13 protein-coding genes and 1 tRNA gene are annotated in these 15,174 nt (G+C 65.6%); 7 read left to right on the forward strand and 7 right to left on the reverse strand.

The window, feature by feature from the left end:
* Positions 1-124 precede the first annotated feature (124 nt).
* The 3 genes from glgX (at position 125) to MKK69_RS29205 (ending at position 3,752) form a co-directional block, all read left to right on the forward strand.
* Entirely contained in the window at positions 125-2,392 is a 2,268-nt protein-coding gene (glgX, locus tag MKK69_RS29195) for a glycogen debranching protein GlgX (protein WP_243973666.1), read from the forward strand.
* A gap of 133 nt (positions 2,393-2,525) precedes the next feature.
* A tRNA-Ser gene (locus tag MKK69_RS29200) sits at positions 2,526-2,615 on the forward strand.
* Positions 2,616-2,897: 282 nt separating this feature from the next.
* Positions 2,898-3,752: a hypothetical protein gene (locus tag MKK69_RS29205; protein ID WP_243973667.1), complete on the forward strand. Its 855-nt coding sequence runs from the start codon at positions 2,898-2,900 to the stop codon at positions 3,750-3,752.
* A gap of 29 nt (positions 3,753-3,781) precedes the next feature.
* Here the strand turns inward: MKK69_RS29205 and MKK69_RS29210 are convergent, their stop codons facing one another.
* The 4 genes from MKK69_RS29210 to MKK69_RS29225 form a co-directional block, all read right to left on the reverse strand.
* The gene (locus MKK69_RS29210) at positions 3,782-5,542 is read right to left on the reverse strand and encodes a hypothetical protein (RefSeq protein ID WP_243973668.1); all 1,761 of its coding nucleotides are present in this window, start codon (positions 5,540-5,542) and stop codon (positions 3,782-3,784) included.
* Positions 5,539-8,874, reverse strand: a complete 3,336-nt coding sequence (locus MKK69_RS31285; protein WP_243973669.1) for a DEAD/DEAH box helicase — start codon at positions 8,872-8,874, stop codon at positions 5,539-5,541. The genes MKK69_RS29210 and MKK69_RS31285 overlap by 4 nt, the downstream gene beginning before the upstream one ends.
* A gap of 213 nt (positions 8,875-9,087) precedes the next feature.
* Complete coding sequence (locus tag MKK69_RS29220) at positions 9,088-9,480, reverse strand: hypothetical protein (RefSeq protein ID WP_243973670.1); 393 nt, start codon at positions 9,478-9,480, stop codon at positions 9,088-9,090.
* Positions 9,481-9,840: 360 nt separating this feature from the next.
* The gene (locus MKK69_RS29225) at positions 9,841-10,071 is read right to left on the reverse strand and encodes a helix-turn-helix transcriptional regulator (protein ID WP_243973677.1); all 231 of its coding nucleotides are present in this window, start codon (positions 10,069-10,071) and stop codon (positions 9,841-9,843) included.
* Positions 10,072-10,139: 68 nt separating this feature from the next.
* Here MKK69_RS29225 and MKK69_RS29230 point away from each other — a divergent pair, with 68 nt between their 5' ends.
* The 3 genes from MKK69_RS29230 to MKK69_RS29240 all read left to right on the forward strand — a co-directional run bounded on the left by MKK69_RS29230 (position 10,140) and on the right by MKK69_RS29240 (position 11,522).
* On the forward strand, positions 10,140-10,289 hold the full coding sequence (locus MKK69_RS29230; protein WP_243973671.1) for a hypothetical protein: 150 nt from the start codon (positions 10,140-10,142) through the stop codon (positions 10,287-10,289).
* Between the two features lie 98 nt (positions 10,290-10,387).
* Positions 10,388-11,185 (forward strand): pyrimidine utilization protein D, encoded by a 798-nt coding sequence (rutD, locus tag MKK69_RS29235; RefSeq protein ID WP_243973672.1) that lies wholly within the window; start codon positions 10,388-10,390, stop codon positions 11,183-11,185.
* Complete coding sequence (locus MKK69_RS29240) at positions 11,166-11,522, forward strand: hypothetical protein (RefSeq protein ID WP_243973673.1); 357 nt, start codon at positions 11,166-11,168, stop codon at positions 11,520-11,522. Before rutD ends, MKK69_RS29240 begins: the two co-directional genes overlap by 20 nt.
* Before the next feature lie 312 nt (positions 11,523-11,834).
* On the opposite strand, the gene MKK69_RS29245 is transcribed toward MKK69_RS29240, so the two are convergent.
* Positions 11,835-12,167 (reverse strand): hypothetical protein, encoded by a 333-nt coding sequence (locus MKK69_RS29245; protein WP_243940810.1) that lies wholly within the window; start codon positions 12,165-12,167, stop codon positions 11,835-11,837.
* Positions 12,168-12,318: 151 nt separating this feature from the next.
* Here MKK69_RS29245 and zwf point away from each other — a divergent pair, with 151 nt between their 5' ends.
* Positions 12,319-13,782, forward strand: coding sequence for a glucose-6-phosphate dehydrogenase (gene zwf, locus MKK69_RS29250; RefSeq protein WP_243973674.1), 1,464 nt, complete (start codon positions 12,319-12,321; stop codon positions 13,780-13,782).
* A 197-nt stretch (positions 13,783-13,979) separates the two neighbouring features.
* Here the strand turns inward: zwf and MKK69_RS29255 are convergent, their stop codons facing one another.
* Together MKK69_RS29255 and MKK69_RS29260 are read right to left on the reverse strand one after the other, a co-directional pair.
* Positions 13,980-14,348 carry a DUF3768 domain-containing protein gene (locus MKK69_RS29255; RefSeq protein WP_243973675.1) on the reverse strand — a complete coding sequence of 123 codons (369 nt, stop codon included), beginning with the start codon at positions 14,346-14,348 and terminating at the stop codon, positions 13,980-13,982.
* Between the two features lie 12 nt (positions 14,349-14,360).
* On the reverse strand, positions 14,361-15,174 hold an 814-nt coding region (locus MKK69_RS29260; protein ID WP_243973676.1), incomplete at its 5' end, for a hypothetical protein.

The raw sequence follows: 15,174 nt of genomic DNA on the forward strand, positions 1-15,174 counted from the left end.
GCCCCCACGGGACGACGCCGGCAGGGATTTTTGCGGCATCGCGGGAGCTTCGCAGTTGCCGGCACGTTCACTGGACGCTCCCCGCAGCGGCACGTGGCCGTGCGGGTCGCGTTCCGGAGTGTCCATGTTCGATTCCCGACGTCCTGCTTCACAGGCCCGCGCGACCCGCACGCGCATCGAGGAAGGCCAACCCTATCCGCTCGGCGCCACCTGGGACGGGCTCGGCGTCAACTTCGCCCTGTTCTCGGCCCACGCCACCAAGGTCGAGCTCTGCCTGTTCGACGATGCCGGCGAGCGCGAGATCGAGCGGATCGAGTTGCCCGAATACACCGACGAGATCTGGCACGGCTACCTGCCCGATGCCCGCCCGGGCACGATCTACGGCTACCGGGTCCACGGCCCCTACGAGCCGAAGGCCGGCCACCGGTTCAACCCCAACAAGCTCCTGATCGACCCCTACGCCAAGGGGCTCGTCGGCTCGATCACCTGGAACCCGGCGCTGTTCGGCTACCAGATGGAGACGGGCGACGACCTGACCTTCGACGAGCGCGACAGCGCGCCGTTCAACCGCCGCTCCCGGGTGATCGATCCGGCCTTCACCTGGGGCCGGCACCGCAAGCCGAACGTGCCGTGGGAGAAGACGATCTTCTACGAGACCCACGTCAAGGGCATGACCAAGCTCGACCCGCGGGTGCCGGAAAAGCTGCGCGGCACCTATGCCGGCCTCGGCACACGGGACGTGCTCGACTACATCAAGAGCCTCGGCGTCACCTCGGTGGAGCTGCTGCCGGTCCATTCCTTCGTGCAGGACGATTACCTGCAGGAGAAGGGGCTGGTGAATTACTGGGGCTACAACACGATCTCGTTCTTCACCCCCGGCAGGCGCTACGCGGCGGTGCCGGACTTCGCCTTCTCCGAATTCAAGGAGATGGTTTCGCGCTTCCACGGCGCCGGCCTCGAGGTGATCCTCGACGTGGTCTACAACCACACCGCAGAGGGCAACGAGAAGGGCCCGACCCTGTCGTTCAAGGGGGTCGACAACGCCTCCTACTACCGGCTGCTGCCCAACGAGCCGCGCTATTACATCAACGATACCGGCACCGGGAACACCTTCAACCTGTCGCATCCGCGTGTGCTGCAACTCGTCACCGATTCCCTGCGCTACTGGGCCACCGAGATGCGGGTCGACGGCTTCCGGTTCGACCTCGCCACGATCCTCGGCCGCGAGCCCTACGGCTTCGACGAGGGCGGCGGCTTCCTCGACACCTGCCGGCAGGACCCGGTGCTCAACGGCGTCAAGCTGATCGCCGAGCCGTGGGATTGCGGCCCCGGCGGCTATCAGGTCGGCGGCTTCCCGCCCGGCTGGGCCGAGTGGAACGACCGGTTCCGCGACGATGTCCGTGCCTACTGGAAGGGGGACGGCGGGCTGCTGCCGGATCTCGCGGCGCGCCTCGCAGGCTCGGCAGACAAGTTCAACAAGCGCGGGCGCAAGCCCTGGGCCTCGGTGAACTTCCTCACCGCCCATGACGGCTTCACCCTGCACGACACGGTGGCCTACAACGAGAAGCACAACGAGGCGAACGGCGAGGGCAATCGTGACGGCCACTCCCACAACCTCTCGTACAATTACGGCGCCGAGGGCCCGACCGACGATCCGGCGATCCGGGCGGTGCGGCTGCGCCAGATGCGCAACATGCTGGCGACCCTGTTCCTGTCCCGGGGGACGCCGATGCTGCTCGCCGGTGACGAGTTCGCCCGGACGCAGAACGGCAACAATAACGCCTATTGCCAGGACAACGAGGTCTCCTGGCTCGACTGGGCGGCGATCGGCGAAGAGGAGCGGGATCTGGCCGAGTTCGCCCAGCGCCTAATCATCCTGCGCAACGCTCTGCCGATCCTGAGCCGCGGGCGGTTCCTCACGGGCCGGTACGACGAGGAGTTCGGCGTCAAGGACGTGGCGTGGCTGCGCCCGGACGGGAGCGAGATGACCCCCGAGAACTGGACCGACGGGGGCGCCCGCGCCTTCGCGGTCCAGCTCGACGGCCGCGCCCAGGCCACCGGCCTGCACCGCCGGGGCGGCGACGCGACCCTGCTGATCATGTTCAACGCCCACCACGACCTCGTGACCTTCACGCTGCCGGAATCGGTGGGCGGGGTGGCCTGGACGCGGCTCCTCGACACGAACCTGCCCGACAGCCAGGACGTGGAGAGCTTCCGGTTCGGCACCGGCTACGCGGTGACCGGGCGCTCGCTGCTGATGTTCGTGCTCAAGCCCGAGGACAGCCCCGGCAGCGGCGACGACGCCATGGAGCGCTCGTACCAGCACGTGATGCAGGCCTTCGAGCGGGCGAACGTGGAGCATGTCCGCTTCCACCTCGACGACGAGGCCTGAGACCCAAGGCCGGGCGGTTTTCACGCCGTCCGCGCCTTGCGCGCGGCGGCGCACCCGGCTAACAGCACGGCACCGCGCGGCCCAGGCCGCGTCCGGCGCCCTGCGGGCGCGCCCGGGCGCCCGGTTCGCGGCTGGAGGGGTGGCCGAGTGGTTGAAGGCGCACGCCTGGAAAGTGTGTATACGGGAAACCGTATCGCGGGTTCGAATCCCGCTCCCTCCGCCAATCACCTGCATTAAATTATTGTATTTCAACGATAATTATCGGTCAGTGCGTTGGTCGGCCCACTTTTAGGCCCACAATTTCAAATGAGTTGTAGCGGTTCGAAATGGACGTCCTCGGACGATTGTGGGAGGCCGCGAAGGCTCGAAATCGGGATTCAGGTGCAGTTCGGCTCGTAGCACACGCCGCCGCTGAACCCGACTCTTTGTATGAAGCCAATTCATACCGACGACCGCCCCAAGCTTGTTGCGAAGTGCGGCCCTGCGATCGGGATGGATCCAAGCCATGCTCAACGACACAGTTCCAGCTTTTCGGTTTAACCGACGTCGTACCTCCTCCCCTTCAAACCAGCCACCGCACCACCCCGAATCACCTCAAGTTTTAAGCGGCTTGGCAGCCGCAAAGCCGGCAAGTAAGCCTGGCAAATCTGATTTAACCGGCGCTGGGGCTGGCAGCCGCGACGCGGTGGCCGCCGACGCCGAACGCTTCCTGCATCAGGTTCGAGGTCCTGGATCACAGCCGCTTGACAGCGCAGGTTGGTTGCAACGGGCGGGCTTGAACATCCGCAAGGCGTCGGATGCGCAGCACCTTGAGGCCATCGCGCTAGCCTACGCCACCTACATCCGAATCAGCGCGAGCCCATTGCAAGCCACGATAATGGCCGAGCTTGAGATCCTAAGCGGGCGCAAGCGCTCGCGGACCACCCACGACTTGCACCTGATCGTCGAGCGATTCGTCTCCTACGGCGGAGAGACCGCGGCCGAGCGACTGGCGGCGCGCAAGCTGATCAGCCGAGACGTGCGGGCCATTCAGCACCTCGGATCAGCCAAGGTCCTGCCGAGCAAGGTTCAGGCGCTTGCGGCCTCGCCGGGCGAAGGGTTGCACGCCTGGGCGCGTCAGCGGGCAGTGGCGAAGCGGGTGTCCTTATCCCCGCCGAATGCGATCGCGACTGCGCGTCAAGCGAAGGCCGAGGCACAGCAGCGCGCGCTGATCCACGAGGTGACGATCACCACAAGGCGGCCGAACGGCACGCACAAGGCTCGACAGCGGTTCAAGATTACCGGGGTTCTAAGTTCGGAGATCGCCGGACTGCGGCGGCGCCTGAAGGGCCTGGAAGGACGATCCGCCCGCAACGCTTAGCTTCTCAGCCAGAGCGGGCACCTTGGGGTCTAACCATCTGCCGACCCCAGCAGCAGTCGCTCTATCCGACCCAAAAGCGCTACCGCGAGCCCGGGGCTTTTGACGTGAATGCCGATCTCGTCGAGAGGGTCGTCGGCCCGACCCGATTGCGATCCCCAGTTTAGGGTGCTCACAACCACGTCGTCCTCGTCCCATAGCAGAAACTTGCAGTGGAGCTGGGGCTCCCGCACGCCGATCACATCGACGACACCGTGCAGGCGCCGACGTTGTTCAGATACGTGGCGGCGCTTCGTCGGACCGGTCTGACGCGAGTAGAGCACCCTGACGTCGTCCAGGCGACGACCCGCCACTTCCGCGGGCATGAACAGAGCCGGGACCATCGGGGCGCCGAGTCGGTTGGTACAGCAGACGAAGCGCCTTTCAGCCTCGTGAGCCGCCTTGCGCAGCAGCGGATCGTGATCGCCGGCGTGGACGACGGAAAGGGTCGCCTTCGGAACGACGGATGGTGCCGGTCGGCGCAGTCCGACGACCTCCCACGACCGACGCAACTCGGCCGACATGAACCGTAGATGCTCCCGGGATCGGCCTGCGTCGGGAAGCGACGCCACGATCGAGCGCAAGACGTCCAGACCGGCGGCCGCGGCGCGTGCTTCCGTCAGGACCACGGATGCCTCCACAGCCAAGAAGGGGGACGAGAGCCAATTGCATGAACCGACGACGACGACGGCCCCGGCGACACCATTGTCGGCGGCGAGGAATTTAGCGTGGCTCCTCACGGGGTCGCGATGCACGTGGAGGTATCCGCGAGTGAGCCCTCCGGCCGACAGCCTGACCCGGATCTCCTCCATCGCGAGCGCGTGCTTAGCGTCTTCGTCGAGTGACGTCCCGAAGAACAGATGGCAACGGACGCCGCGACCGATGGCCCTGCCCAGTGCGTCGAGGATGCGGTCCCGATGTTCTCGCCCCCTCTCGTCCGCTTGGGCCGCGACGAACGTCGAGAGGACGAACACGTCCTGCGCGGCGGCATCGACGATCTCGACGAACCGGTCGACGTGGTCGGTCGATCCAACCAGGAAGCCGTCTGCGTCGAACTCTGTCTCGATCGGGGGCGGGAGAGCAGGCGGTTCGGCTGCGAGCGGGGGCAAGCTGCCGGTCGCGACGGTCGTGCGGAGGGCGCCGACGAGTTCGTCGCTGGCACCCTTGGGAAAGACCCCGTTCCGCACGTCATCCAGCTCAAGTTTCAGATAACCGCGCCGCAGAACCGAGTTGACGGCGCGGACGCCGCGCAGCCATTCGCCGGGCCGCAGCGTGCCCGCCATGAAGCGGCCGACCTGAAGTGCCATCGTCTCGTCCGTCACGTTCGGCGCGTCCCGGGTGAATCTCACCGCATAGTCGGCGGCCTCAACCGCGCGCTCGGGTAGCAGATCCACGTCGCGCCTGCGGAAGACCGATCGGCCGACGGGCTCGTAGACGAGACTTACCGACACCTCGCGGTCCGAGCTCCGCTCAGGCAGGGGCTGGCCGGAGCGGATGAACTGCCGCCCCAACGCACTAGTGCACAGCAGCGGAACGGGAGAGGTCCGCAACTCCACCAGACCGAACCGCATTAGGCGGGATAGGGTGGCCCCCACGATCTGGGTGTTGAGGCCGAGTCGGGTCTTCACAGACTCGATCGTTCCCGGGGACCCGTCGAGATGCAAAAGCACCAGCTCCTCGACCGGGCTCCACCCCCAAGTCCGCTGGACGACGACGCGTGCCCGGTAGTGCCACGCCGCGATGTAGATTGTCATCCGACGCTCTTTCCACGCTCGTCGTGAGCCACGATTGTCGCGCCGTACGCCTCCCCGTTGACCCTCTCGCCGACTGCCTCGCGCAGTTCCCCGACCAGGGTGCGAACGAAACCGAGGTCCCCACCCGCCTTGTCCGGATCGGTGCCGTCCACGACGTGAGTGAGGAATTCCAGGCTCGTCGCAAGGAGGAGCTTCTGTCTCGCTCGGCTTACGAGGACGTTCAGACGCTGCGGATTGCTGAGGAACCCCAGCGCCCGCTTGCCGGCCGTCGTGTTGTTGCGCACCAAGCTCGCCAGGACTACGTCCGCCTCGCCGCCCTGGAAGCTGTCGCTCGTATAGACGAAACGCCGGTCGCCCCGGGGCGACACGAAACCCTGCAACCGCCCCTCGCCATCCACTTTCGGCGTCAGTAGACGTTCGAGAAGCTTGACCTGTCCGGTGTAGGTCGCCAGCACGACGAGGCTCGGAGGCTCGTCGTCCGGACCAGCCGTGGGACGCAAACCCGTCAGGGCGTTGACCAGCGCCGACGCCTCGGCGGGATTCGACAGGTCCTTCTTGCTCCGCTTCTCGAAGGATCGGATCCTGCAGACACCGAGCGGAGGGAGATCCAGCACGACGATCGGCGATGCGGGAAAACCGGCCTGCGAGCCGACCGTCGTCTTCCGTTCCTTCACTCTATCGGACGGAACGAGCCGGCCGTCGTAGAACGTGTCTGAGACGACCCGGCAGATCGTCGGGTGCATCCGGCTCTGCTCCGTCAGCGTCGTCGCGATGGAACTCGGACGACCAATCGCGTCCTCGCGTTCCTTCTCCCGCTCCGCGATCGAGTGGAACGGTTCCTCCAACCGGGTGGCAGCGGCCAAAACGTCGATCAGCAGGCTTCCGTCGGTTTTAAGGTGCTTCAGCGTCGCGTCGACCTCGGGCGGCAGGTCGGGGATCGGGGCGAGACGCTCTACCGCGTCGCTCAGCAGCTCCTCCGCACGGAACGGCTCGTACAGCTTCTTTCGCGCCTGCATCTCGAAGGGCGACAGTTGGCGGTGGTCGCCGATCATCACGCGCCGGTTGCCCAACAGAAGCGCCCCAATCAGCTCGGCGCCGTTGGCGCGGGCGGCCTCCTCCACGAACACCCAATCGAACTGCTCGCCGTCCGCTATCATGTCCTCGACGAACGGCGACGAGGTCGTCGCGAGCGTCACGTCGGCCGACCGCAGGAGTAGATCGTCCGTATCCCGCAGGACCCGCTCAGCGACGGTCTTCTCAGCTCCGTCGGCCGGTCGCAATGCCTCACGGATCTCGCGGTGCGGATTGGCAAGCGGGCCGGACGTTCCGCTGCGGGACACGACGTCTAGGACTTCGCACGAGATTCGCCTCAGGGCAGTCTCGTCGGCCCCCACGTCCGACTTCTGGACGCGCACCACGATCTTGCCGGGCTGCGGCAGCACTTTCCGCAGCTCGTGCTCGATCGAGACGAGTGTCTCATGATTCTGCGAGGAGATCAGGATGCGGGCGCTCGGCGTCCCGGCGAGGATGCTTCCGATCAGTTGCGCGACGAGGTAGGTCTTTCCCACGCCTGGCGGCCCGACGACCACGTTGATCGACCGGCCGGCGGCGATGGCGTCCCAAGCCATCTTTTTAGAGGCGTCGAGGTCGGCGGGAGGGAGGCCAGGCGCCGCGACGATCCGCAGGGCGTCCTCCATCGCGACGGTTGCAGGATCGTCCAGCGCCCTGAGCAGCTCGACGTTCGCCCTCGCGGCGACGACGTTCTGCAACCGGCGGCGGATCGCGCCCTCTGTGCCCGCATCGGTGCGGGGACGCAGGAACATGAGCTGCGTCGGGGGGACCGGCTCGTTCGACCTAAAGCCGTACGCGCGCCGGCCTTCGACCTCTCCGATCTCCTCCAGCGAGAGTTCGGGAAGCCGCTCCCGCGGCCGCCCTAACGTGTCGCTATAGGATACGGTCCAATCCGGACGCCCCTCATCGTGGTCCATTTCCCGCCCGAGGGCGACGGGCGATGGAGGCAGCTTCAACCGTTTCCGCCTCGCGTCGACTTCCGCGTCGCTGCGGGGCGCGACCCATACGAGCTCGGACCGGCCGCGGGGCGGCGTCAGCACATCGATCGGAAACGCCCTGAACTGCTGCTTCAAAAGGGAGAATGCCTCGAGCAGGATCAGCGCATGCCAGGACGGCGGGTCGTCGGACGTCGCCACTGACGGCGCCTGCCGTAGGCCGGCCCAGGGCAGAGCGCCGTTGCCGAGCTTGCGGACGCGCTCGGCTGCTGCGCCGCGATTCCTCGCCAGATGGATGCGCCGCTTGACCTCGAATGCGTCCGAGACCGCATCGTGCGGCTGTCGCTTCGTGCCGCGAACGATCATGCCGATCCGGTCGTCGACGATCTCGATCCTGTAAATGGCGAGGTCGGTCACGACTCGGACCATGCGCGCATCGACAACCGCGCGCGTGTCTGGTCCGAGTAGATCGTCGGCAACGAAAAGCAGGACCGCGTCCGTGTCGTCCGCCGGGATCGCCCCCGAAGCCAACGTCGGAAGGTCGCTGCGTAGAACGTCCCGCACCGGATAGAGCACCAATTCGCCTTCGGTGCTTGTCCCCAGGCGATCAAGTTCATCGACGACTTCGGCCAGTTCTTCAAGAGCTACATGGCCATCGTAAAGTTGGAAGTGCGGCGGGTCGGACATTCTAGCCAACATGCGTCGCTCGATGCCCGTGAGGACCGGTTCGTCGAGTTGCCCGTGACCAAGGACGGACTGGACGACCTTGGCCACGTTGGCCAGATCTTGACGAAACGAGACGGGGTCCGAGGTCCGAAACGCCATCTCGGACGGAGGCAGGTCGTCATCCGCGATGTGTATGCAGGCCTCGTAGCCGCCCAGCCTGTAGCTCGGCGATCGGTCGTCGCCGACGAAGATAGACGACTCGTCGAGGGCGCCGTGCACGATGCCCGCATCGTGGCAATGCGTCAGCGCCTCAACTACGCGGGAGATGTTTTGCCAGAAGTTCCGGCGGCCGGTGTTCGTCATGCACGACTGGCGCCTCGCCTGGACCTGCCTTGGCGAGCCAAGCAGTGGCGATCCTGGGTCGAGCATGACGATGCCGAATTCGTGCTCATCCTCCACGATTTCGACGACCTCAACGAGGACCTCCCTGGCTCGTCGAGACGAGAGAACGCGGCGTATCCGGCGCAGCCCACCGTCGATGAGCCGGCGGAGATCTTGGTCGATGGCCGTCCCCGTCTTGGGAAACAACCTAACGAGGTATTTCTCGCCGCTCTCGACATCCGTGGCCCCTCGGAGCCGAGATTCGAGATTACCGCCCACCCGTACGGAGTCCTCCGAGAACCTGAATCTCTCCCCCACGGTCGGCCGGAGGGGCTTGCGGGATCGGCGTTCCACGCGATCAACCCTTTCTCTGCACGGTTCGCACCGACTACCTTGCAACCTCAGGGGGGCGACGACAAGGACGGTCTATGATCGAAGTGCGTTAATAGCCTGATCATCCCCAAAGCAGACCTCAAAGACGTCTGGAATGGGTCATACCACGACGTCGTAAGCGGTGAGCTCGGGCAGCATAGCCTCGACGACGAAATCGACGAACGCTGCCGGCACGTCCAGGTAGAACTCGCGATCAGAGTATGTGCCGACATGAGCTGGCAGCCCCCTAATGACGAACCATGAGGCCAGCCGGTCGAGGTCGGCTTTTGGGGTGTCGCTAAGGAACGAGATCTGCGAGCGCTCCCGGTCGTGATCTCGATGCCCGGTGTCGCTGCGGCTGAGCTGTAGGTCGACGTTGGCCCCGGGTTGCCGCAACCACACGGCGCGTTCGGTCCGTCGCAGCTCCACAAACCCCAGCTGCCCGACGAACATGTCCACGACGGTCTCGAAATGACCCGGGTTTACCCGGTTGGCAACGTGGTTGAACCGCACGCCCCAGCTCCCGCCCGTCACAGTGGGCAACGGCATAGAGGACGGGTCTGAAGGCGTCGAGGGACTGGTTGACGGGGTTGGGGCCGAGGCACAGCTGCCCCAAGCACCTACACTATCGCGTCGCCTTAGCTGAGCTTAGCCATATGCGTCACATCGATAGTGGTGAGACTTGAAGGTAGGCAAACACTAAAACCCTCGTTGACGCCTTCTCCAGCCCCGTTGAACCGTTCGGAGGCGGGTTTGAGGGCATCAAGGGCTGCTCGAAGGGGTTGGGTAATTTGCACCTGGGCGCCGACGCCTGAACCCCCCACCCACCCTCGCAAAAGCCCGTGCATCGCGTGCATCCCGTGCAGGGCCTGATCAACGCCGCTTTCGTCCCGCCGGCAGGGGTGACGGTGCGGTCTCATCGCGCGCCGGCACTGCCAGCAGATCGAGGATGTCGACCGCCAAAGCCGTCGCCAAGCGATGGAGCAGATCCACGCTCGGGTTGAACTCGCGCCGCTCGATGCCGCTCACGTAGGTGCGGTCCACGCCGGCATCGACCGCCAGACTTTCCTGTGTGATGCCGCGCTCAACCCGCAGCCGCCGCAGGTTCCAGGCGACGCGCGCTCGGCCTCGCCCGCCGCGCCGACACGCAGGAAGGGCTGATCCACGTCGTCATGATGGGAGCCGCCATCGGGCTGGAGATCGTCGCCACCCTGCCGGACGACGACAAGGGCCGTGCCGTTGCCGACTTCACCGGCCCGGCGGTCCTGCGTGCCGCTGAATTGGCTGATACCGAATTCGCCGCCCGCCCGGAGGCCTACTGATATCCGACCCCGACGGTCGCCCCATCCCGGCCACTCAGACGAAGTGCGGTGGCAGGACATTTGCCACCTTTCGGAGCCGATCAGCCGAGGTACAAGCCATGCACTACGTCATTCATGGGCGATCCGAAGAAACCGCTCCGACTGTCTTGCTGTCGGCCGGGCTCGGCGGCTTGGGCATCTACTGGAAGCCTCAACTTGACGCTCTCGGCGAACAGTACCGTGTCGTGGTCTACGATCACCGCGGAACTGGCGCGAACTGGGAAGAGCTCCCTGCCGAATATACGATCGCCGATATGGCTGATGACGTGCTCGACGTCCTGGATCGAGCAGGCGTGCAACGTTGCCACTTCGTTGGCCACGCGCTCGGCGGCCTGGTCGGCATTGATCTCGCCCTGCGTGCAGCGGAACGCCTGTCGAGCTTGGTCCTCGTCAACGCCTGGGCGAAGGTCGACACCCACACCCGGCGTTGCTTCGATGTCCGTACTGCGTTGCTGAAACACGGCGGTCCCGAAGCTTACCTCCGGGCCCAGCCGATCTTCCTGTACCCCGCCCCGTGGCTCTCGCGGCATGCGGAGCGCGTGGCACGGGAGGAAGTCGAAGGCGTCCGGCATTTCCAGGGGAGCCACAATCTGCATGCCCGCCTCGGGGCACTCCTCGCATTCGATGCCGAGGGGCGACTGGGCGAAATCCAGGTGCCGACGCTGGTCGCTGCTTCGCGCGACGATGTGCTGGTCCCGTACACGCGCTCGGAAAATCTCGCTCGCGCCATCCCGGCCTCGCGCTTGGCGCTCGCTGCCGAAGGTGGGCACGCCCATTCAGCCACAGATCCTGATCGGTTCAACGCCGATCTGATCGGGTTCTTCAGTGAGGCAACCCATGCCCGCCACCCCCATTGAGGCGGCCGCCGACGCCCTGTTGCGCATCGTCGTGACGGGCGAGCGGGAGCGCAGCGCCGCCGCCAACTCCAGCTGGGCCAAGGGCAAGCCGTGGATTGACACCATGGCTCCGGCGGCCGTGGATACCCTCGACGTCGCCGGTCTCGCTGCGGATCCAATCGGCACCGCTTGCCGGGCCGAACTGCGCCGCATCGGCCACGCCCTGCACGCCGCCAACTCGGGCGAGGACTTCGTCGCCTTGTCCGTCGAGATCGCGGAAATGGACCCGACACACGCGGGCTGGCAGCCAATGGTTCTCGAGATGGTTTGGCACGGGGTCGGAGGGCGCCCGTCGTGACCGGACTACACCAGCCAGTTTAGCCCTTGCCGCCTGGCCTCTATCAGCCAGGTAGGACGCCGGTCTGATCCCTCACGCGAAGTGTGAAGGCAGGCTCAGCGCATGAGCGTAGCTCATCAGCGCGAAAGCTCCGCCGATCAGCGTGACAGCTATGGTGATGCGGTTCGTCCAGGTCATCGTCGGCTCCATCGGGTTCGCGACTGTCGTCGCCGTGTGATCGCGATGTATGCCCAAGATTTCCGGCCTGACGTGTTCCGGGACACCTATGGTGCGATTGATCCTCCGAGCTTTCCCAGAACCCCCAGTCCGCATTCAGATCGTCTCGTAGGCGAACAGGATCGCGATCATCGACAGGCTGGCCAACCCAAGGACGAAGCAGATGTCGGCACATCGCTCCAGACGGACCGCCAGCTCGTTCTCAGCCGTCAGGCGGATCGACAGGTAGGAAGTAACCGCACTGACCAGGAACAGGATTGCGGTCAGGGCGGCATATTCGTCGACGTGGCTCGGTCCGATCCGGGCTTCGAGGAGTTTCACTAGGCCGATCAGCGTGGTGCACACGCCGACCATCGTGCCCGCATTCGGCAGGATGTGGCGCGATAGCCCATCCCCTTCCGACCTTGATGCTCTTCGCCGTTCGATCATCCGGCCAGCTCCCGCGTCCGTGCGCAGGCTGCCTTCTACTGCACCCAGCGTTCTGCGCCTGCCGCCTGCATGCCCAGGCAATCTGGTGATTGGCACTCCTGTTGCTGACGGCCTGTCGCAAGGATCTTGACGTGCCTCGCGGAGCAGTGCTGTGAAGAAGCTACCTCCCGACGTCGGGCCAAAGCACCCGCAGGCCGTCGTCCTGTTCGGCGCCACCGGGGATCTCGCTCAACGCAAGCTGCTACCCGGCCTATTTCATTTGGTCAGCACAGGCTTCATTCCGGCCTGTCGTATCATCGGTGTCTCCCTGGACGACCTTGATGCCGACGGCTTCCGGACCGCGGCACGCGGAGCTCTGGATCGGTTTGCCACGCGCCGCGTCGGTGACGAGGCTTGGGCGGCATTCTCAGAGATCCTTGATTACGTGCCGATCTCGGCGGGGCCAGCGGCGCTGCGCGAGGCGGTGGATCGGGCGCGGGATACGCTTGGGGTCGAGACCCGCCTCCTGCACTATCTCAGCGTGCCGCCGGCCGCAGCCCTCTCGGCGGTCAAGATGCTCTCGGACGCCGATCTCGCTGAAGGCTCGCGGGTCGTGATGGAGAAGCCGTTCGGGGTCGATCTGGAGAGCGCTGTCGATCTGAACGCACGCCTGCACGCGGTGTTCGACGAGGCCCAGATCTTCCGTATCGACCACTTCCTCGGCAAGGAGCCGGCCCAGAACATCCTGGCGTTTCGCTTCGCCAATGGCCTGTTCGAACCGATCTGGAACCGCAACTTCATCGACCACGTACAGATCGACGTGCCGGAGACGCTGGGCCTGGGCAACCGCTCGGCCTTCTACGAGGCCACCGGAGCTTACCGTGACATGGTGGTGACCCACCTGTTCCAGATCTTGGGCTTCATGGCCATGGAAGCTCCGACGTCCCTTGAGCCAGCACCAATCTCCGAGGAAAAGAATAAGGTTTTCCGCTCGATGCTGCCCCTGGACCCGCGTGACGTGGTCCGGGGCCAGTACAGCGGCTACCGATCGGAGCCCGGCGTCGATCCGGAGTCCGACACCGAAACCTTGATTGCCCTCAAGTGCCAGATCGACAACTGGCGGTGGGCTGGCGTGCCGTTCTACCTGCGCACCGGTAAGCGGATGGCGGAAGGTCAGCGGATCATCTCGATCGCCTTCCGTGAGCCGCCTAAGAGCATGTTCCCGGCAAACTCCGGCGTCGGGGCGCAGGGGCCGGATCACCTCACCTTCGACCTCGCCGACGCCGCGAAGATGTCCTTGTCGTTCTACGGCAAGCGGCCGGGACCAGGGATGCGGCTCGACAAGCAGAGCCTGCAGTTCTCGATGCGCGACACCGGATTGGCCGGCGATGTCTTGGAGGCCTACGAGCGCTTGATCCTCGATGCAATGCGCGGTGATCGCACGCTGTTCACCACTGCGGAGGGTATCGAGCGCCTGTGGGAGGTTTCGGTCCCACTCCTTGAAGCTCCGCCGCCTGTACGGCTGTACGAGCCGGGTTCGTGGGGGCCGAAGTCGATCCACCAGCTCGTGGCGCCTTACGCGTGGCGCTTACCGTTTGAGCGGGCGTGGCGGGATACGGTCCCTGCCGATGGTTGAGCGTCCGCATTACCCAACGCTCGGGATGGACCGTGAAGAGGCTGCCGCCGACGAGCGTGCAGGCCAGCCGAGGCACTGGGGTCATCGTCTGGCAGCGGGGCCCTGTTACTCTGCTTCGCGGCTGCGGGCGTATGGCGTCACTGGCATGAGGCAGATCGCTTCGGGTCGCCCGCGGCACCTTGCAGAGGGGGGCCACGTCAGTACTCATCGGCGCGCATGATCGTGAGCACGCGGGTCGTCACCGCGGGATCTGCCGGGTCCGGCGACCCGCCGAGCAGCGCCCGGTCATAGGCGTCGATCTTCCAGAAGAAGCGTTGGCCCTCGACCTCGACCGTGCCGAAGTCGTGCTCGCCGTGGGGATCATTGTCGCTGTCGAAGCTGTCGTAGCGGCGAACGGCCAGCAACAGGGCGATGCGATCGGCCTCGGAGAGTTCGACCACGCCGGGCGTCTCGACCACCTGCCCACCGGCGAAGCTGCGCCTGAAGGCATCGTTCAGGGCGGCCACGCAGGCGGTGGGGTCAGCCGCCGCGGGGCTCGACCCAGCGTTATCGATCTGGGTGTTCATGGCAGATCCCCCTCAGGCCACTTCGATCGCGGCGGTATTGGGGTGCAGCAGGGCCATGTGCTCGCGCCGACGCACGAGGAGTGGGAGGTCCGGCCAGTCGCGCCATCGTAGGCTGAAGATCCCTCCAGCCTTCGCCTCAATCACCTCGGCCTCGTACCAGCCGTCCTGCTCGCCTTCTGAGATCAGCACGAGGCTGCCGACCACGACACCGGCCCAGCTACGCGGAAACCGAGCTTCGGTGGTTGCAGTCGCCTTGGGGGTTTGGTCGTTCGCGTTGTCCAGGGCCGTAGCAGGCCCTTTCGCAACCTTTTCGCGTGCTGACGCAATTATCGTGGCCTCAGCCGGCCCAGCCAGGGCGCTCAGGCGGTCGTACAGGCCCTTTTTGACGAACGGCACGAATGCCCGCCCCGAGGCGAACACTCGGCCCTGGGGAAGCTCCGCCGCGAGGGTTCGATGCGCCTCGGTACCGAGCAGCATGGTCCGCATGTTCATCACCTCGGCGGCCTTCATCGCGAGGGCGGTATCGGGCTCGGTGAACCAGGAGGCGTGCGGTTTCCCGTCCTTATCGGCGCCGAACACGATCAGCGCGGGTGTGGGCTTGATAGCCGGGGCTTCCGTCTTGGTGTCGATATCGGTGCCTCTTGCTGGGTCGGGATTCTTCGCCTGCTCTTCGGCCCTGGTAACGATCGGGATCATGTCATGCTCCTGAAATGCGAAAGGGGCCCCGGATGGGACCCCTTGCTCGGTGTGGATGGGCGGGTGAGGCTCGATGAAGAGCTCGGCCGCAGGTCGCGGTGCGATCGCTTTCGTGGCGGCGGTGGTCGAA

The sequence above is a fragment of the Methylobacterium sp. J-026 genome (assembly GCF_022829585.1).
GTDB lineage: Bacteria > Pseudomonadota > Alphaproteobacteria > Rhizobiales > Beijerinckiaceae > Methylobacterium.